Source organism: Aporhodopirellula aestuarii, assembly GCF_023701485.1.
Taxonomy (GTDB): domain Bacteria; phylum Planctomycetota; class Planctomycetia; order Pirellulales; family Pirellulaceae; genus Rhodopirellula; species Rhodopirellula aestuarii.
The window spans coordinates 51469-70233 of sequence record NZ_JAMQBK010000057.1; the positions used below are offsets into that span (position 1 = coordinate 51469).

Annotated in this window: 12 protein-coding genes; 6 read left to right on the forward strand and 6 right to left on the reverse strand. The window is 57.6% G+C overall.

The window, feature by feature from the left end; translation table 11 throughout:
• The first annotated feature begins 18 nt into the window (after positions 1-18).
• Entirely contained in the window at positions 19-1158 is a 1140-nt protein-coding gene (locus tag NB063_RS19950; RefSeq protein WP_250930527.1) for a M20 family metallopeptidase, read from the forward strand.
• A 9-nt stretch (positions 1159-1167) separates the two neighbouring features.
• Here NB063_RS19950 and NB063_RS19955 read toward each other — a convergent pair whose 3' ends face one another.
• On the reverse strand, positions 1168-2466 hold the full coding sequence (locus tag NB063_RS19955; RefSeq protein WP_250930528.1) for a M14 family metallopeptidase: 1299 nt from the start codon (positions 2464-2466) through the stop codon (positions 1168-1170).
• A gap of 324 nt (positions 2467-2790) precedes the next feature.
• On the reverse strand, positions 2791-4560 hold the full coding sequence (locus NB063_RS19960) for an ABC-F family ATP-binding cassette domain-containing protein (RefSeq protein ID WP_250930529.1): 1770 nt from the start codon (positions 4558-4560) through the stop codon (positions 2791-2793).
• Positions 4561-4991: 431 nt separating this feature from the next.
• Here NB063_RS19960 and NB063_RS19965 point away from each other — a divergent pair, with 431 nt between their 5' ends.
• Positions 4992-7865: a 2-oxoglutarate dehydrogenase E1 component gene (locus tag NB063_RS19965; RefSeq protein WP_250930530.1), complete on the forward strand. Its 2874-nt coding sequence runs from the start codon at positions 4992-4994 to the stop codon at positions 7863-7865.
• 304 nt (positions 7866-8169) lie between these two features.
• Here NB063_RS19965 and NB063_RS19970 read toward each other — a convergent pair whose 3' ends face one another.
• Positions 8170-8928 (reverse strand): metallophosphoesterase family protein, encoded by a 759-nt coding sequence (locus tag NB063_RS19970; RefSeq protein WP_250930531.1) that lies wholly within the window; start codon positions 8926-8928, stop codon positions 8170-8172.
• Between the two features lie 4 nt (positions 8929-8932).
• Complete coding sequence (locus NB063_RS19975) at positions 8933-9691, reverse strand: metallophosphoesterase family protein (RefSeq protein WP_250930532.1); 759 nt, start codon at positions 9689-9691, stop codon at positions 8933-8935.
• 147 nt (positions 9692-9838) lie between these two features.
• On the opposite strand from NB063_RS19975, the gene tsaB reads away from it, so the two are divergent.
• Positions 9839-10645, forward strand: a complete 807-nt coding sequence (tsaB, locus tag NB063_RS19980) for a tRNA (adenosine(37)-N6)-threonylcarbamoyltransferase complex dimerization subunit type 1 TsaB (protein WP_250930533.1) — start codon at positions 9839-9841, stop codon at positions 10643-10645.
• Positions 10646-10657: 12 nt separating this feature from the next.
• Here tsaB and uppS read toward each other — a convergent pair whose 3' ends face one another.
• Positions 10658-11452, reverse strand: a complete 795-nt coding sequence (gene uppS / locus NB063_RS19985; RefSeq protein ID WP_261367481.1) for a polyprenyl diphosphate synthase — start codon at positions 11450-11452, stop codon at positions 10658-10660.
• A 37-nt stretch (positions 11453-11489) separates the two neighbouring features.
• Positions 11490-12758, reverse strand: a complete 1269-nt coding sequence (locus tag NB063_RS19990) for a lactate racemase domain-containing protein (RefSeq protein ID WP_250930534.1) — start codon at positions 12756-12758, stop codon at positions 11490-11492.
• 252 nt (positions 12759-13010) lie between these two features.
• Between NB063_RS19990 and NB063_RS19995 the strand changes: the two genes are divergently transcribed.
• The 3 genes from NB063_RS19995 (at position 13011) to NB063_RS20005 (ending at position 18748) form a co-directional block, all read left to right on the forward strand.
• Positions 13011-13928: an ATP-binding response regulator gene (locus NB063_RS19995; RefSeq protein WP_250930535.1), complete on the forward strand. Its 918-nt coding sequence runs from the start codon at positions 13011-13013 to the stop codon at positions 13926-13928.
• Positions 13929-13998: 70 nt separating this feature from the next.
• Entirely contained in the window at positions 13999-16515 is a 2517-nt protein-coding gene (locus tag NB063_RS20000) for a PAS domain-containing hybrid sensor histidine kinase/response regulator (RefSeq protein ID WP_250930536.1), read from the forward strand.
• A gap of 82 nt (positions 16516-16597) precedes the next feature.
• Positions 16598-18748 (forward strand): hypothetical protein, encoded by a 2151-nt coding sequence (locus NB063_RS20005; RefSeq protein WP_250930537.1) that lies wholly within the window; start codon positions 16598-16600, stop codon positions 18746-18748.
• Positions 18749-18765: the final 17 nt, after the last annotated feature.

The following is an 18765-nucleotide window of genomic DNA, read 5'->3' on the forward strand; positions in this document are numbered from 1 at the left end:
TCGAACGACGGTACACCTTTGTCAGCCACCAACGATCATGAAAGCCTGAAGTCGCGTTTAACATCTCTGACTCGTGATATGATTTTGATCCCGAGTACGGAAAGCCGTCCCGATGAACGGACGCGATGTTTCGAGTTTCTACGCCACCATCTCGATGCGAGCGAAGGTTTGCGGCTCGATCGATATGAGCGGAACGGACATCAATCCTTAGTCGTCCGCCCGGTTGATTGTGAATCGCCTGAGGTCCTGCTGTGCGGGCATCTCGACGTGATCGAACATTCCGAGCGTGATGGTTACCATTCCCATGTCGAGAACGGGCGGATTTATGGTCCCGGAAGTGGGGACATGAAGGGGCAAATCGCGATCATGGTGGAGTTGATGAAGTCGCTGCACCGCCGTCATCCCGGCGCCAGTGTGGGGCTTGCGATTACGTCGGATGAAGAGCGTGGCGGTGCCGACGGTGTGCGGTTTTTGATCGAGGACGTTGGGTTGCGATGTGGCGTGGCAATCATCCCCGACGGCGGTTCGCTGTGTGATATCACCGTCGAAGAGAAAGGCGTGATTCACGCGAGAATCACGCAGACGGGGCGTGAGGGACACGGTGCACGTCCTTGGCTCGGTGAAAATGCGATCGAGCGGTTGTTGATAAGGCTCTCTCGATTGGGAAACCATTTCGCCACGTATTGGCCTTCCGAGCCGATCGAAGAGCAGGTCAACCATTGGTTTCCGACGTGCAGCATCACGATCTGTGAGACTGAAAATACGACAGTGAACCGCATTCCCTCGAGGGCGTCCGCGGTCGTCGATATTCGTTTTCCGCCGCCGCATGATGTTGCGTCGATGATGGCGGAAGTCACCGACGTGCTCGGGCCAGGGTGTACGGTCGAACCGCTGATGACCGCCGAGCCGACTCATTTAGCTCCCGATCCATTGTTCCGTCGTGCGACCGAAGAGGTCACCGGTCAACCGGTTGCGATGGTGCGTGCTTCCGGCGGGAGTGATGGCCGCTTTTTTCGTGCGCACAACATTCCCGTAAATTTGTCGCGGCCGTTCGTCGGGAATTTGCATTCGATCGATGAATGGATTGATATCGAATCGATGGTGACCTACTACCGGATTTGCAAGCGGTACATCGCGAGCCGGCTGTCGCTCGATTGAGGCACGCCTTTAGGGTGCCGGGGCGCTTTTCACGCTGACCAGGTGTTGTTCCTCTTGTCGATGCGATTGCCGTCGTTGCACGAGTAGTCGCATCATTTCATCGGCGCTGCCCTGGGCAAGTTCCGCGATCTGTCTCGGTTGGGTAGCGTCGCCGAATTCGTAAGTAACCGCGGCGACGTCGAGGGTGTCGCGAACCCACGCTTTGGATGTGCAGCGGTTGGCATTGTGGTTTAAGTCGTGATTGACGTTGTACCACGAAAACCTTTGTTGCAATGCGTCGAGCCAAGACGAGGTGAAGTTCTGCGGGAAGGCTTGGTCCACGTCTTCGGCGGTGTAGAAAACGTCTTCGTAGGTCGAGTGGAAATCAAGGAACAGATACAGCGACCGTCGTCCCGTCGAGCGATAGCTGAGCAGTTCATTTCGCAGCGCCCGCGTTTCCGGTTGTGTGAAATGTTTCCAGTCGCGGTTGAGATCGACTCCGGCCGCGTTACACCGCCAGTGACCACGGGCGACGCCGTCGGGGTTGGCCGTCGGGATCACCACCGTGCTGAATTCTTGGCGGAACTGTGACGCGCGAGAGGTCTTTGCCGAGATCGCTTCGACAAACCGCATCAAGCCGAGCATGCCGGAGATCTCGGTAGGGTGTTGGCGGGCCATCAGGAAAATTGTCGCCGCGGATGACGATTCGCTGATCTTGAGTCGGCGGATCGGGCGATTCTCGACGGAGTATCCGATCACGTCCTGTTGGACGTAGTCGCGTTTTGCAATCTCGTTGATCCACCGATCGACTTCGGTATTAGTGATCAATTGGCGGGCAGAAACCCACAATGGTTTGGTGTCAGCTCGGATCTTGAGGATTGCCTGCTTTCCAAACGGATGAACGGCGGTGATGAGCCGTTCGGCGGGAAACCAAGTTTCGCCATCGTGGCTGATCAAGGGTGAGTATCGGTGTGACCCGCCGTCGTAGCGGAGTCGAATGGTGAGGTCGCACGCCCGGGTCGCGCGGACTTGGAACGCGTACCACGCGCTATCGTTGATCGGGGTTTGTTCCGGTCGGATTACAAGATCGAATTCTTGGGGGCCGATTTGCACACACTGGTTAACTCGTCCGCCGGGGAAGTCGCTGCGGATACACACGCTTTGATCTTCAGAAACAAAGCGGATCGCCGACCTGTCTCGGTTGCTGTCGTAGTTGGGGTCAAACGCATGAACCGGGCCCGCCTGCAAGATCGCTACAATCGCCATCATCGATGCGAAGGCTCGGATACCCGCTGGAACGCCGAGACGAGAGAGTGTGAAGGCTTGCATAAGACATCCAAACAGCGAGGCCGGAGTTGTTTCTCAACCCTACCCGCGCCCAAGTGTCTCGTCGTCATCCATGCCAAACGCGGATGCGTCCTTTTGCCGCTGGTCACCCGATGGCAGCGGCTAGGACGGGTGTTCGCCTGTGTGCAGAAAAGCTCAAGTGGGTGCGGAGGCACCGTGTCAAGCAAATCGCTGCGTTGTGACGGCGTTCACCTTTCGGTTGTTTCATTTTAGACGACACATGAGAGGCGTCCAGCAAAATGAAACCCGTCCGCGAGGGGTGCCTGTATTTCCGCCCTTCCCGGGGCCATGTCGGCGAAAATACGCCTAGAAATCGCTCAATTCCATCCATTTTTCTTCCGCTTCGCTCAATTCGACTTCAATCGCTTTGATCTGATCGTGGAGGCGAACGGCATCGGTGGGATCGGTCTCGGTGAGCAGTTTCTCGTTGAGTTCTCGTTTTTCGTCGTCGAGTTTGGCGATCTTTCGTTCGAGGTTTCTGAGTTCTTTGCCGGTCTTGCGCTGATCTTTCTGCTGTTTCTGCTCGTTCTTGGACGCGCTGTTGTTGGAGGTCGATTTGCCGGCCGCTGCGTTGCGTTGGCGTTCCCCCTCGGAGACTTCTTTTTCCACCGCTTCGCAATAGGTGTCGTAGCTGCCGAAGTAATTGCGGACGCGTCCGTCGCGGACTTCGATGACGTTGGTCGCGACGCGGGCCATGAAGTGCCGGTCGTGACTAGTGAAGATGACTGTTCCCTTATACAGACGCAGGGCTTCGGCGAGGGCTTCGACGGTTTCGACATCGAGGTGGTTACCGGGTTCGTCGAGGACGAGCACGTTTGCCGTTCCCAGCAGCAGGCTCGCCATGCAGACGCGGGCACGCTCGCCACCGCTGAGCACTTTGATTTTCTTCTGGATGGCTTCGTCTCGAAAAAGGAGAGCGCCCGCCATCGCTAGCACGTCTTGCCGGGTCGTTTCCGGATCGGAGGCGTATTCGAGATGTTCGAGGATGGTTTGTCGTTCATCAAGGCTGCTGTAGACGTGTTGGGCGTAAGTCCCGATTTCGATTCCGTGGCCCCATTTGACTGTTCCGTCGAGCGGTTCGAGCGAGTGGACGAGGGTCCGCAGCATGGTCGTCTTGCCTTGGCCGTTGTCACCGACGATGGCCGCTCGCTGACCGTGTTCGATCTCCAGTGAGATGTCTTCGGCGACACGGTTGCCGGGGTATCCGATGGCGAGTTGTTCGCAGCGAACGGCGGTGCCCTGGCGGGGCTGGACGCGCGGGGCGCGGATATTGACGGTGGGTTCGTCGACTTGCAGTTCGACGGTTTGCAGTTTTTCGAGTTGTTTGGCTTTGCTGCGAGCTTGGCTGGCCGTGGACGCGTTGGCTCGGTTCTTTTCGATGAACTGCTTGAGTTGTTTTTGTTTGGCGATGACGGTGGCGTTGACGCGTCGGTCGTGTTCCCGGCGTTCCTCGCGGAATTCGAGGAAGTCGTGGATCTTGCCTGGGAACATCGTCAGTTGCCCCTTGCTGAGTTCGAGGGTCTGGCTGCAGGTGGCCCGCAGGAAGGCTCGATCGTGGCTGACAATAAGGGCGGCTTTGTTGAAATCTCTGAGGAAGTGTTCGAGCAGGATCTGGGTGCGAAGGTCGAGGAAGTTGGTCGGTTCATCGAGCATCAGCAGGTTGGGATCGTGCAGCAGGAGTGCGGCCAATTTGACGCGTGTCTGCCATCCACCTGATAGCGCTTTGACGGGACCTTCGAGATATTGGCCCTTGAGCTCAAATTGGCCGGCGACTTGGCCGCATTGCCATTCGGGCGCGCCGCTGTCACGCATCAAGAAGTCGAGAGCCGATTCGCCCTCTTGGAACGGATCGTGTTGGCGGAGGTATCCGATTCGCAACGTCGGGTGGTGAATCACTTCCCCTTTTTCAACGTCTTCTTCGCCGAGCAGGATCCGCAGAAGGGTGGACTTTCCGGCGCCGTTGCGTCCGACGAAGCCGACTTTGACATCGTCGACTAGGCTGACGTTGGCTCCATCCAGGAGGACTTGATCACCGAAGCGTTTGTGAGCGTCGCGGAGTTGGATCAGAACAGCCATGAATTGAAAAAATATGAAGGAAATTGAAAGCAACGGGAAAACGAAGTCGGGCCCGACAACGTAGCGAGAAAGACGAAAAAGTTCACCCGCTCTTGTCTACCCACTCAGGCGTTCGGTGCGTAAAGTATCCAGCCACCGATACTGCGACAAAATAAATCCCCGCAATTCGCTTTGTGAATAGCCCCCGGCCGTAAAAAAGCTCTGCCAAAGCCCTGCAAAATCCCAGTCCACCCCTCGTTGCTGCAGTTTTGTAGCTGCCGAGGATGTTTTGCATCCGCCAAACGTGATTTGCTGTGCGTCCTATCCTGAAACGCACCTGACGTCCTATGATCAGTCGCTTTCTAAGTTTTCTTGCCTTTTAAAGCTAAACCTCTCTCCCTTCGAAGCCAACTCGGCGTTGCCGTCATCCGGTTCAACCGCCGCCCTCGCTCATGAATAGTTATTCGTTGGATTACATCGACGATTTGTACGTGCAATATGTGCGTGATCCGTCGAGCGTTTCCGAAACTTGGCGTCAGTATTTCGAGCAGTTTCTAGTCGGAGCGGGGGCACAGGTGCAGAACGCACCGGTACCTGCGGGTGCGGGAACGTCTCGCACCCGATCAGCCGGTCCGATCGGAGGCAGCTCGCGGTCGTCGTCCGCCGGGGCGCCATCGGGTGGTTCAGGCGATGAATCCGAAACCAACGGTGAGGTGCAGGCGGGATCGACCGGCAATCAGCACGTCGACCAGGCGTTGTGGTTGGCCCGAATCCAGGATCGCATCGACCAACTCGTCCGCGAATATCGAGTCCGCGGTCACTTGGTCGCCAAGCTCGATCCGCTCGGTTTGTTTGAAAACGGTTGCCCTGAACTGTCGCCCCAGAGCCATGGGTTGAGTGACCAGGATTTGGCTCGGCCGTTCGATAGCAGTATTCTCGAGAACGTCACCGGCAGCACGCTCGACGTGATTTTGAAAAAGCTGCAGCAGACGTATTGCCGTAGCATCGGTGCACAGTTCATGCACATCGACAATCGCAATATTCGCGATTGGTTGCAGCGTCGAATGGAGACGACGGAAAACCGCCTCGACCTGTCGTACGAAAAACAACGCCGGATTTACACCCGGTTGGCCGACGCCAGTATTTTCGAAGAGTTCGTGCGAAGGAAATTCGTCGGTGCCAAAACGTTCTCGCTCGAGGGCGCCGAGAGTCTCATCCCGCTCCTCGATTTGGCGCTCGAGAAGGCTGGCCAGCACAAGGTTCAGGAAGTCGTGATGGGCATGGCTCACCGCGGTCGCCTCAACGTGATGGCCAACATCCTCAAAAAACGAGCGATGAACATCTTCTGGTCCTTCGACGACCCCACGCCCGAGCTCAGCCGGGGCGGTGGTGACGTCCGTTACCACCTCGGCTACAGCAGCGATTGGCGGACGGCGTCGGGTGACACGCTGCACATTTCGTTGTGCTTTAACCCGAGTCACCTCGAGTTCGTCAATACGGTGGCTCAAGGGCGTTGTCGCTGCAAACAGGACAATCGGGGTGATGCTGCTCGCAAAGAAGTAATGACGATTCTCGTCCACGGTGACGCGGCGTTTGCCGGCGAAGGCATCGTTCAAGAAACGCTCAACCTCAGTCAGTTGCCGGGTTATCGAACCGGCGGGACGTTGCACGTGGTGATCAACAATCAGGTGGGGTTCACGACCGAACCGAGCGATGGACGCAGCACGACTTACGCGACCGATATCGCCAAGATGCTGCAAATTCCGATTTTCCACGTCAACGGCGAAGACCCCGAGGCAGTCGCCCAAGTCGTCTCGCTGGCGATGGATTTCCGTAAGGAGTTCCAGCGTGATGTGGTGATTGACCTGTACGCGTACCGGCGTTGGGGGCACAACGAAGGTGACGAGCCGCGTTTCACCCAGCCTCGCATGTACACCGAAATCGATCGACGGCCCGGCGTCCGACAGCAGTATCTCAACCGATTGCTCAAGCTCGGCAAGATCACCGAAGACGAAGCCGAAGAGATCAGCAAGGAGCGAACCGAAAAGCTGGAGCGTGAGTTCGAAGCCAGTAAGAACGAGTCGTTTGTTCCTGACACGCAAACGCTCGCGGCCAATTGGAGCGAATATTTCGGCGGCCCCGAGCCCGATGAATCGATCGACACGACGGTCGACATCCAGGATCTCAGCCGTTGGCTTGACGCGTTGACACGTTTGCCCGAAGGGTTCTCGGCGCACAAAAAGCTCAAGCGGCCGATGGCCCAGCGTCGCGAAATGGCGGCGGGCGAACGCCCCTTGGATTGGGCGGCGGCAGAGCTAGCCGCGTTTGCATCGTTGCTCGAGCAGGGGCACCCGATTCGGATGACCGGCCAGGATTGCCAGCGGGGGACGTTCAGTCACCGACATGCGGTCTTGCACGACACCCGCGACGGCAGCACGTACACGCCACTGGAACACATCAGCAAAAACCGGGCTCGGTTGGAGCTCTACAACAGCCCGCTGAGTGAAGCCGGTGTACTCGGTTTTGAGTACGGCTATTCGCTCGATTGCCCGACCGGATTGTGCGTCTGGGAAGCCCAGTTCGGTGACTTCTGGAACGTCGCTCAGGTGATCGTTGACCAGTTCATCGCGAGTGCCGAAGACAAATGGGATCGTTTGTCTGGTTTGGTCATGTTGCTGCCTCACGGTTTTGAGGGGCAAGGTCCGGAGCACTGTAGTGCGCGAATCGAGCGTTGGCTCGCCATGTCGGCCGAACACAACATCCAAGTTTGCCAGCCGACCACACCGTCGCAGTATTTTCACCTGCTCCGCCGGCAGGTGATCCGTAAATGGCGGAAGCCGTTGATCGTGCTGACCCCGAAAAGTCTGTTGCGTCACCCGGAAGTGACCAGTCCACTCGACATTGTCGCTAACGGCAGTTTCCACAAAATTCTGCCGGACCGCAAAGTGCCGCTGGAGAGTGCGAAGCTGTTGCTGTTGTGTACCGGCAAGATCTATTACGACTTGCTGCAAGAACGCACGCAGCGCGAAATCGAAGGCGTGCCGATCATGCGTGTCGAGCAGCTTTATCCGTTAGCGATCGAAGAGCTGATGGCGTCGCTCGAAGGCTTGCCCGACGGCACCGAAATCCGCTGGGTCCAAGACGAACCCGAGAACATGGGCGCCTGGCCGTACATGAAGTTCAAGTTTGGCGACGAACTGACTAAGCGATTCAGTCTGTCCAAATCCACGCGTTCGGAATCGGCGAGCCCGAGCACCGGCAGTATGGCGGCGCATAAGCTCGAGCAAGCCGATCTCTTGAAGGCCGCGTTCGAAGTGGTCGCGTAGAGCAGGCATTGCCGAAGGTTCCTCACCCGTACGGGATCTCCGCTGCCTTCACGGGGCGGAGGTGGAGCGGCACGACTTCGCCGATTGCGATGGTGATTTTTGGGGATCGCTACCGCGTGGGGGAGCAATCGTGCTGCCGGCACTGGTGCTTTGTCCAACCGGAACTTGAGGGTTGCCTGATCCAGAGGGCTCGCGTCCTGCCGCTCAAAGTCTTAGTGGAACGGCGCGAGCGGGCCGGTCTCACCACCACTTTCAATGCTGATCAAGCACTAGGAAACGCGGCGGCGAAAAACAGGCCGTCGGTTTAGCGACCTTCGCGGAGGCGATAGCCTAAGAAGTTATCAAGATCGCTTTCTTCTTCGATCGCTTTGACGGTGCGTTCGATGTCGTATTCGATGCGGCGGAACTCGAGTATGCCCGGTTCAACGATCACGTAGCAGCTTCGCGGGTCACCATCGCGAGGTTGTCCGACGCTGCCGACGTTGATCATCAGTTTTGCGTTGGGGTCGCCGAGCGAATATCCGGTTCCGGTTTCGGCGGGGCGGATGAAGCGATGGTCAGCGGTAAACACGCCGGGGACGTGAGTGTGTCCCTGGAAGCAGAGGCGTGGCACGAGCGAAAACAGTTTCTCCATTTTCTTGGAGTTCTGCGTGTCCTCGGGGAAGACGTATTCGTTTGTGGGGCCGCGTGGCGATCCGTGAACGAACAGCCAGTCATTCTCGCGGACGGTGCGTGGCAGTTCGCACAGGTAATCGATCCTGCGGCGGCTAGCTTCGGGATCGTCGCCGATTTTCTCGAGCTGACTGCGGGTCCAGAAGATCGCTTGTTCGGCGGCAACGTTGAAGCCTTCGGGGTCGAACAGCGAACTGCTGTCGTGGTTACCGAGCACGCAGAAGTCGAACTCCATCACCTTGTCCAGGCAGGCGCATGGTTCAGGGCCGTAGCCCACCACGTCGCCCAAGCAAACGATGCGATCGACTTTTTGTGAGTCGATGTCTTCTAGGACGGAGGTCAGGGCGGAGAGATTGCCGTGAATGTCACTCAAAATTGCAGTACGCGTCACCCGATCAATGTCCTCGTTTGAGTCGATCCCCGAGCGCATTGTCGAGATCGGGTTCGTTGTAAATCTTAGTTGCAGTCGCCTCGATATCGTACTCAACCCGGCGGTACGTGATCGTATTCGCGTCGGTGTCGAGGATCACGTAGCAGGAGCGATTGTTTTCGTCCCGTGGTTGCCCGACACTTCCGACGTTGATCAGCAGTTTTGCTGAGCCCAGTGAATAGGTGTTGTCGCATTCTTCAGGCGAAATGAATTCACAGGTCGTGGTGAAAACACCGGGCAAATGCGTGTGCCCCATGAAGCAGTATTGGTCAATCTTGCCGAACAAAATTTCCATTTTGCGGGTGTCGTAAACGTATTCAGGGAACACGTATTCGTTGGTCGGATCCCGTGGCGATCCGTGCACGAACCGGTAGGGTTCCTCGTTGAGGAATCGCGGCAGCTCGCCCAGGAAGTCCCAGCGTGCGTTGACTTGGGATTGGCTGCCATTGCCGGCGTCGAGTTGATCGCGAGTCCAGTAGATCGCACGGAGGGCCATCGGGTTGAACCCGTCGGGGTCAAACAACGCGGCTTGGTCGTGATTTCCCAAAATCGTTTGTTTGCATCGCCTCATAACAAGGTCGAGGCACTCGCACGGATTGGGGCCATAGCCGATGATGTCGCCCAGGCAATAGATCTCATCGACGCCAATCGCATCGATATCAGCCATCACGGCCTGCAAGGCCTCGAGGTTACCGTGGATGTCGCTAATCAACGCTCGCTTCACGAAATATCTCGAAAACCTGGTAAAACTCGGACCTGAAAAAACACACCACTCCCGTCACCATCGTAGGCATCGGGCCGCCGCCGGTCGAAACATTATCGCAAGCGGTGGCGTCGGATTGTAGCGTTTATGAATTTTGTGCAACAACCTATGCAGCAGGAATTCTCTGACTCACCGGATCGACCGTTCGCGGCCGCGTCGCTCGCCATTGAGGTGATTGGCCGTGAGGGATCGGTTGCGCTAATGAACGGTCGCGATGTGATTGCTGCCCGATCACTCGATTCGGGGGCGCGGGCGGCCGCGGGATTGGCTCCACAGATTGCGAGTTTGGCAAAAGAATTTCTACCTGGTGGTGCACTCGATGCGCTCGCGGGTATCTCGGTGGCGGTCGGCCCTGGATCATTTACCGGGCTGAGGATCGCCGTCACAACCGCCAAAACGCTGGCCTATGCGCTTCAAATCCCGGTCGTGGCGGTGAATTCACTGACCGCGATCGCGGCGTTGGTGCGTCCGGATTTGGCCGCTCCCGATCACGCGACCGCCGTTCGCCAGCAAGTGCTGGTCGGATTGTCGGCCTATCGTGGGCAGGTTTATCGCGGTTGGTTTTCCGTCGAAGGGGCACCGGAAATTGATCTCATTTCGGCAGACCAATGGAAATCGGAGCTCAATCGATCGATCCAGGACAACGAGAATGCTGCCGAGTCGTGCGACGACAGGCCGCAGGAATCGCCAGAAAAAAATGTCATTTTAATGGGCGACCGATCGGTATTTGATCGCACGAAGCTCGCATTCGCTCCGCAGCAGTGGCGTGGTGACGGCGAAATTTGGGCGGTCGGTGTCGGACGCATCGGCGCCGAGATGCTGCGTCGAGGTGAAACGACTTCGGCAATCGATCTCGTTCCGGACTATCTCCGGCCGAGCGCCGCTGAGGAGAAGGCGAGCGGGACGATCGGGTAATCGCGGTGTCTGTTAGGACGATACCAGGCCGCCAAACCGGCGGGTGCGTTCCCCAAAGTCCGCCAACGCTTCGTGGAAGTCTTCGTCCTCGAATTCTGGCCAACATTTCTGCGTGAACCAGAGTTCGGCGTAGCTGATTTGCCAAAGCAGGAAATTGCTGATTCGCATGTCTCCGCCGGTGCGGATCATCAAGTCGACTTCGGCCAAGCCGTCGGTGTCGAGTTTGGCGGCAATGGCCTGTTCATCGATTGATTCAGGATCCAAATTTCCAGCGATTGCTTCGTGCGCTAATTTGCGAGCGGCTCGGGCGAGTTCGTCGCGTCCGCCATAGTCAACGGCCAGTACCAGTTCGGTGCCCGTGTTGTCGCGGCAAAGTTTTTGTGTTCGTTCGACTTCGCGGAGAACCTTGGCGTCGAGCCGGTCGACCCGACCGATGAACCGCAAACGCAAATTTTGTTCGAGCAAAGTGCGGCGTTCCTCGATCAAATACTGACGCAGCAAGTGCATCAGGAAATCGAGTTCCGTCTTCGGCCGCTTCCAGTTTTCGCTCGACAGGCAATACAGCGTGAGCGCCTCGAGTTTTAGCCGTGAGGCCAATTCGGTCGTCCGGCGAACGGTTGCGACGCCGCGCCGGTGTCCTTCGATTCGCGGCAATCCACGGCTCTGAGCCCAGCGGCCGTTTCCGTCCATGATGATTGCAACGTGCCGAGGCGTCGATCCAGACGGGGCCGTCGTGGGGGCGGGCGATTGAGAAGGTGTCTCCGAGTTCAATGGTTCGTTGGGCGTCGAGGGGGAGGGATTTGCCATGGAATCGATTAAGGATCAGTAGTCAGTTGGGGCGAGTTCAATCCAGGGGAGCTTCCCACAGACCGAGTGCAGGATTTTGCACGAAGTAGAACTCCGTCCCGTCGACGTCCTCATGAAAACCGTCTTGGAGTGTGTTGATATCGTAGCGTTTCAGCAGAGCATTCAAATCACCCGGGATGAAGCCAACCGACCGGATTTCTTCGTCTGTCAGTTTGCCAGCGGCGTAGACAACATCGAAGCGATTTTCGGGAGAACCGTGGACGAGGTGAGCGGCGGCAGAAGGGTCGGCGGCGAGGTCCTCGTGCTCTTCGACCAACTGCATCACTTCGTTCTTGGTGCGATAGCCGTATTTGCGAATCAGTTGATCGATCCGTTTGTCTTCACCGAATTCCTCCACCGCAGGTCCGAGTACGGTTAGGCGTCCGCCGGTCGCGATCGCTTTGCGGGTTCGGTAGATCGCTTTGTTGCCCAGCCACGTGCTCTTGAACTCGCTCGGGTCGAGGTAAGCGACGACGTGCTTAGGGGCGCGCGGCAGGTGGGTGATGTTGACTTGGCGGGACAGTTCCGCGGCGGCGAAGAACGTCTCGTGGTCGTCGCCGATGTACAGCCCACGCGTCAACTTGGTGCCGTCCTTGAGCAGCTCGATCACGGTCAGGGCATAGAGCAGCGGCATGTCCTGGCAGAAATGATCTTGGGCGTAGTTCAGAATCTGCCGCAGCGGCGTGTTGGCGATTCCCAGTGTTTGGTCGATGCCGACCATGGCGCTGAGGTAATGACTCTCGTTGATCCCTGAAACGCCGCCGGTCCCGACGAAGACGTTCTTGTTGTAGTTGGCCATCCCAATGACTTCGTGTGGCACAACTTGGCCGATTGAAAAGATCAGGTCGTGCTGGCCGTCTCGCAGCAATCGGTTGACCTCGGCGGGCCAGCTCTTGGTGTAGACGCCGTTGGTGGCGTTGGAAACAAAGTCTGCGGGCACCTCGCCCAATTGCACGACGTCGTCTCGCCAGCGGTGAGGGCGGAAAAGTTCGTGCGGGACACCGGGAAACATGTGGTCGAGCTGGGCCGGCGTCATCGGCGAGTGAGTGCCTAAGGCGGGCATAATGTCCGTTACTCGGTCGCCCAGTAATTCGTGGGAGAGCACGGTGAGTTCACCAGCTCGGCTGAACAGACGGGTTTGATCCGGGGGAAGCAGGAGCACCTTCTTCGGCGGCGAAATCGCGTCAAACGTCGTTTTCAGGGCTTCCCGCAAGTCATCGTTGGTGAGCGAAGTCGTTGGCGATCCGTTTGCGTAATAGATTGTCACGGAAATGGTCCAGGAATGTCGGTGGGGCGAAAACGGCGAAATATGCCGCAGGGGGTGATCAAGTTAGTCTACTGGTCGACAGGCGTTTAATGCGATATTGTCTTACCTTAAGGGGTGGATTGCGAAAGTCTGACCGGTTGTAGGCCGATTTCGACCCGACTAAAACGGGACCGAAGAAGGCTGTCCAACCTGGTTCGTTCGCAAAGCTTGTCTCAGTTCCAAACTGCCTTTTCTCATCGAAGGACGAACACCATGGCCAAGATCTTACTGGTAGAAGACAGTCCAACCCAGGCCGCCCAAATCACGATGTTGCTTGAGGCGGCCGAGCATGATGTGGTGCATGCGCTCAATGGGCGTTTGGGACTCGATGAACTTCGTCGTCAGTCGATGGATATCGTCGTCACGGACCTCGAAATGCCTGAAATGAACGGGCTCCAGCTGGTGGAGACGATGCGGGACGATTTTTCCCATATCCCCAGCATCCTCGTGACCGGGCACGGCAGCGAAGAACTCGCCGCGGAAGCCTTGCAGCTTGGGGCGGCCGGTTACGTCCCCAAAAATCGAATGAGCGAATTGCTCAACAACACGATTATCGACGTCCTCGGCGTGATTCGGACCGACGCGAGTTACGCCAAGCTCATCTCGACCCTGACGAAGAACGTTTTTGAATTCGAGCTGCCCAATGATCCTTTGCTGATCAATCCGCTGGTCGGGTTGCTGATGCAGGTCAGTTCAGGCATGGAACTCCTGCCGAGTATCGACATGGTTCGGCTCGGTGTGGCAGTCGAACACGCGTTGGCCAACGCGATGTTGTACGGCAATTTGGAGCTGACGCCGGACCAATGCCCCAGTCACCATGAGTTGGCTCGTGACGGCAAGTTTAGCCCCGCGATGCAGGAGCGGTTGGGGCAGTCTCCCTACCGCGATCGGACTATCCATGTCCAAGCGATCGCGGCATCGGATGCGATGCGAATCGTGATTGCAGACCAGGGCAACGGTTTCGATACGTCGATCGTTCCGCAAAAAGGGCAACTGGATCCCAAAACGATGTCCGAGGACGAAAACGCACCACGCGGGCAGGGACTGGTTCTGATGGCCAGCTTCGTTGACGAATTGGTCTACAATGAGAAAGGCAACCAGGTCACCCTGGTGAAACGTTGTCGACCCTAGACAACGATGACTGACATGTTCTCATGGCGGTCTGCGATTGCACCGACGATCCCCAGCGGCGTGGAGAAATATGTCCGAATATCAAATTTCGTCTCATGAACGCGAGCTGCAAACCTCGGCCACGTACCGCGCCCTGGCGAACAGTTTGCCGTTGAGCGTATTGATTAAATCGTGTGATGGACGCCGGGTATTCGCCAATGACGCCTATTTGCGATGGCGGCATCTTTGCTGGGAGGATGTCGCGGGCAAAGTCGACGCCGACCTGTTCCCTGAAGAGATCGCACAGCAGTACACCGCCGATGACCGGGAAGTTCTCGAAAGTGGCAAGGCGCAGCATGCGGTGGAGCAGGCTACGATCGCCGATGGCAGTATCGGCTGGATCGAGCGGATCAAAAGTCCCATCTATGACGCCCACGGGAAGTTGTTGGGGATTCAGGTTTTGTTCTGGGACGTCACCGCCCGCGTCCAGGCGGAGCAAACCAGCCGGTTCGAGCAATCGCTACTGAATACGTTGCTCAACAACATTCCAGATTCCATCTATTTCAAGGATCTGCAAAGTCGGTTCATCCGGGTCAGCCAAGCGATGGCGGAAAAATTCGGATACCAAGACGTCGACGAGATTATCGGCAAAACGGACGCCGACATTTTTACCCCAGAGCATGCCGAACAGGCCCGTCAAGACGAACTCAACGTGATCGAAACGGGCGTGCCGCTCGTCGATCGAGTCGAACGAGAAACGTGGCGGGATCAAGAAGACACGTGGTGCATGACCACCAAAATGCCGCTCATCGATGAGTCGGGCGAGCCCATCGGGACATTCGGCATCTCGCGGGACATCACGGCGCTCAAACGCAGCGAAGCGGCGCTGCAGGAAGCCGTTCGGATGGCCGACGCGGCAAACCGTGCCAAAAGCGAATTCTTAGCAAACATGAGTCATGAAATCCGCACCCCCATGAACGCACTTGTGGGAATGGCCGACCTGTTAGCGCAAACCTCATTGGACGATGTTCAGGGTGAGTATGTCGACACGATCCGCCGATCGTCGGAATCTCTGCTGCGGCTGCTGAACGACATTCTCGATTTTTCCAAGATCGAAGCCCGCAAGCTCGAGCTCGAATCCGTTGTCTTTTCGCTCGGTTATGAGATCCAGGCGGCGATTTCGACGCTGCGTTACCAAGCTGCGAAAAAGAACCTGCAACTGCGACTCGACTATGACGAAGACTTGCCACAACACTTCGTCGGGGATCCCGGACGGATTCGGCAAATTCTGATCAACTTGATCGGCAACGCGGTCAAGTTTACCGATCGCGGTGGCGTCACGGTCTCCGTTCAGCGGTCTCACGAGACGTCCGAGGGCACACCCGAGGCGGACAATGAGGGAACCGGTAGAGCAAGGCTTCGCGTCAGCATCACCGACACCGGGATCGGAATTCCGCCGGCTCAGCAGGCGACGGTGTTGGCTCCGTTCACGCAAGCCGATGCGTCGATGACTCGGCGGTTCGGTGGGACAGGGTTGGGGCTCAGCATCAGCCGTCAGCTTGTTGAATTGATGGGTGGCACTTTGCAGTTGGAGAGTGAGGTTGGCGTCGGCACGACGTTCTATTTCGAGTTGGATCTGCCGATTGCGGATGTCGCCGATATGGAGCCCAATGATGATGATCTCGAAGAAGATTTGGGCGGTGATGAATATGTTGCGTCGGAACCATTGCGGGTCTTGGTTGCCGAAGACGGTGTTACGAACCAGCACGTGATCGCCGGATTGTTGCGATCGCTCGGCCACGAGTGTTCCATCGCCAGCGACGGTCGGGAAACGATTGCCAAATGGCGAAATGAACCTTTCGATGTCGTGTTGATGGACATGCACATGCCCGTGATGGATGGGCTCGAGGCGACCCTGGCGATACGTCAATATGAAATGGGGACAGACCGCCATATTCCGATCATCGCCCTGACCGCTGCGGCGATGGCCGAGGATGCGAGATTGTGTCGTGAAGCCGGGATGGATAATTACCTCACGAAACCGATTCGCCGCCGCAAACTGCAACAAGCACTCTCGGTGATTCATCCCCGCAAGGATCGCCGCGTCCGCGCTACGGCGGGGGATTTGGAAACGGTAGGCGGTTCGAAAACCGTTGATGACAGCTCGAGAATCACGGTCGATGCCTCCGCTCCGACTCCTCGTTCTCGGTCGAAGGGAACGCCGAACGTTTTGGCTCTCAGCGAGGAGCACGCGGGCTGCTTGGATCTCGATTCCGCCCGCTCTCGGATTCCCGGTGGTGTTTCGGGCGTGTTGCGATTAGCGGCTGTGTTTCGCGAGGAATGTCACTCCTTGGTTCAGCAATTGGAGGCTGATTTTGGGTCCGGGGACAACAATTCGGCCCGCCGAAACGCCCATACGCTTAAAGGCGCCTGTGGTCTGCTCGGTGCGAAACATCTTCAGGCCGCCGCGGGAGCGATCGAAACTGCCGGCCGAGAGCAGCGTCTGGGGGATCCCGGTTTATCCGCATCGCTGTTGCAATCCCTACAGACCGAAGCTCAGCGGGTGCTCGCGGCGGTGGACGAGTTGCTTAGCCAAGATCAGGGGTGAAAAGCAATCGCGGCACGCGGTCGTCCGATTAGAATGCGGCTGGCGCCCGCCCTCTGATTGCTCCTCCCAATGACCGTCTGCTATGAGTGCTCCCATCGTCCGGTTCACCTCGATTGCCCTGTTCGCGATTTTCACCCTGCCCGTTTGGGCCCCGACTTCGGCCTCCGCCCAGGGGCTGCAGCAGACGATCGATGAGTTGACGGTTGACCCTCCTGATCCGGCCGTCGAGCAAACGATGCTCCGGGCACAGCGTGGCCCCACGGACCTCGGGCAAGCAATCTCGGCGCTGACGCGGATGGGGGAATTTGAGCGAGTTAATGAACTCCTCGGTTCGCTGGCCTCACGCCGGTACAACGATCAGCAAAAGGAGGCTGTCGCCAATCAAATTACCGCGGCCGAACGGCTGCGAATCGTGACCCATCCAGCGATGGCTCCCGAGGCGGTCGTGGCCTTGGACGAGCTATTTGACTTGCTCCGCCAGCGTCTAACATCGCCCGACCGACTCGCCAAAGCGATCGACGCGTTGACGTCGCCGAACGCTGACCAATCGCTGCCCGCGATTCGTACGCTGTTCGAAGGTGGCGAAGCCTCAACGGCGGCTCTCGTCCAGTCGATTGTTTCAGCCGATGATCTGGGCAAGCGGGATGTCTGGTTGCGGGCGATGATCCGCATCGATGAACCATCGGGTGTGGCAGCCCTCCGCCGCATCGCATTGTATGGCACCGATCAGTCGCGAGCTGGTGCGTTGTCTGCCCTTGTCCGATTAGCAGGCAAAAACCTCAATGGAAACCATAGGCTGCTGATTGATCTGGCGACCGCGTTGTATCGACGCGGCGACAATCCAAACGCGGCCGATGCCGAAACGGATCGATCGGCGAGTATCGCGGCACGCGCGATCGCGGCGATTGGTGATCGCGTTCCTTCACGAGAACGTGTGATCAGGGAGCTTCGCGACGAATTGGCCGAAGCGACTCGCATCGCCAACGGCAGCCTTCGTGATTTTGGTCGCACGACCACCTGGGTGATGAATGCCCAACAAACTGGCGTCGTGCCTCAGCGGATATCGGATTGGACGTTAACTTTTCGAGACGCTTCCGACGCCGCCGCCCGGTTGATCGCCGTTGGCGACGATGACCCCGAGAGTGTCACGCGTCAACTCGGAGCCATCCTGGCTTACAACGTCGCAGCCAATCCTGATTGGGGGACGCCGGAACAGATCGAGCAGTTTCGGGCCAATGAGTTGGCACCCGCACTAGCGGCCTCAGCCAGCCTATCCGAAATCGAGTTCGTTCTAAGTTCATTAACGCTGGCAAGCGAAACCGAAAACGAGCCGGCCATGGTGGGTTGGTTGCGAATGATCGAACCGGTCACTGATGTTTCGCCTGCACCTTGGTTGCTCGGTACCGGCATTCGTGTTTCTCCCCTTGTCCAAGCCCTTGACCATCCCAATGCGATCGTGCGATACGAAGCGGCTGCAGCGATTGCGCGTCTGCGTCCTAACCATCCTTATGCCGGCAGCGCTCGTGTTCGAGATCGATGGGAGCAGATGAGTCTTCTCGGCGATCGAGCAACGGCGATCGTGCTTGAGAATCGTCCCGAGGTCGTCTCGGAGCTGGAGACACTGCTCAATCAGGCTGGATTACAGCCGCGTTTTGTGACTTCCGTCCGCGAACTCGAAGTCACCGCGTCGTTCGGTGGGGATCTGCGATTGATACTCACCAAACGCGAGCCCGTGGATGCATCGGCGGTTGAGTTGATTGATGTTGTTCGTCGCATCCGCGTCGCCCGTGACGTTCCGATGGTGATTTACACCGATCCGCCACCGCAAGTTGTTGAGGCATTCGAGGAACAAGAAGACCTCTCGGGATTGAACGAGGACGAGTTGCAAGTGCTCGCAGACGAGGCCGCCGTAGTACCCGATCGGTTCGGCGTGATTGGTGGGATTGATAACATCGAAGGGATCGTTCATCGTGATCTGCTGTATGGCGACCTGGACGCTGATTTCACTCTACAGACTCCACTTGATTTGCAGTGGGTTGGGGCGAGTCGTTGGGGCGATGAGTCCATCCGTGCGGGATTGGTTCGCGACATGCAGCGGCCTCGTTCGATCGCAGGACTATACGAGCTGCTGTTTGAAAGTCGCCGCCGTCAGCACCTGCCTCCCCTGAGTCCGATTGATCGATCCCGATACCGCCGAATTGCTGCCCAAGCACTTGCTGAAATGACTCAGTAAACCAACTTCATTTTGCT

Bases quoted from the DNA above. Each gene is read 5' to 3' on its own strand.
- NB063_RS19955 (WP_250930528.1), bottom strand. From the start codon at position 2,466: ATGCAAGCCTTCACACTCTCTCGTCTCGGCGTTCCAGCGGGTATCCGA.
- NB063_RS19960 (WP_250930529.1), bottom strand. From the start codon at position 4,560: ATGGCTGTTCTGATCCAACTCCGCGACGCTCACAAACGCTTCGGTGAT.
- NB063_RS19965 (WP_250930530.1), top strand. From the start codon at position 4,992: ATGAATAGTTATTCGTTGGATTACATCGACGATTTGTACGTGCAATAT.
- tsaB (WP_250930533.1), top strand. From the start codon at position 9,839: ATGCAGCAGGAATTCTCTGACTCACCGGATCGACCGTTCGCGGCCGCG.
- uppS (WP_261367481.1), bottom strand. From the start codon at position 11,452: ATGGCAAATCCCTCCCCCTCGACGCCCAACGAACCATTGAACTCGGAG.
- NB063_RS19995 (WP_250930535.1), top strand. From the start codon at position 13,011: ATGGCCAAGATCTTACTGGTAGAAGACAGTCCAACCCAGGCCGCCCAA.
- NB063_RS20000 (WP_250930536.1), top strand. From the start codon at position 13,999: ATGTCCGAATATCAAATTTCGTCTCATGAACGCGAGCTGCAAACCTCG.
- NB063_RS20005 (WP_250930537.1), top strand. From the start codon at position 16,598: ATGAGTGCTCCCATCGTCCGGTTCACCTCGATTGCCCTGTTCGCGATT.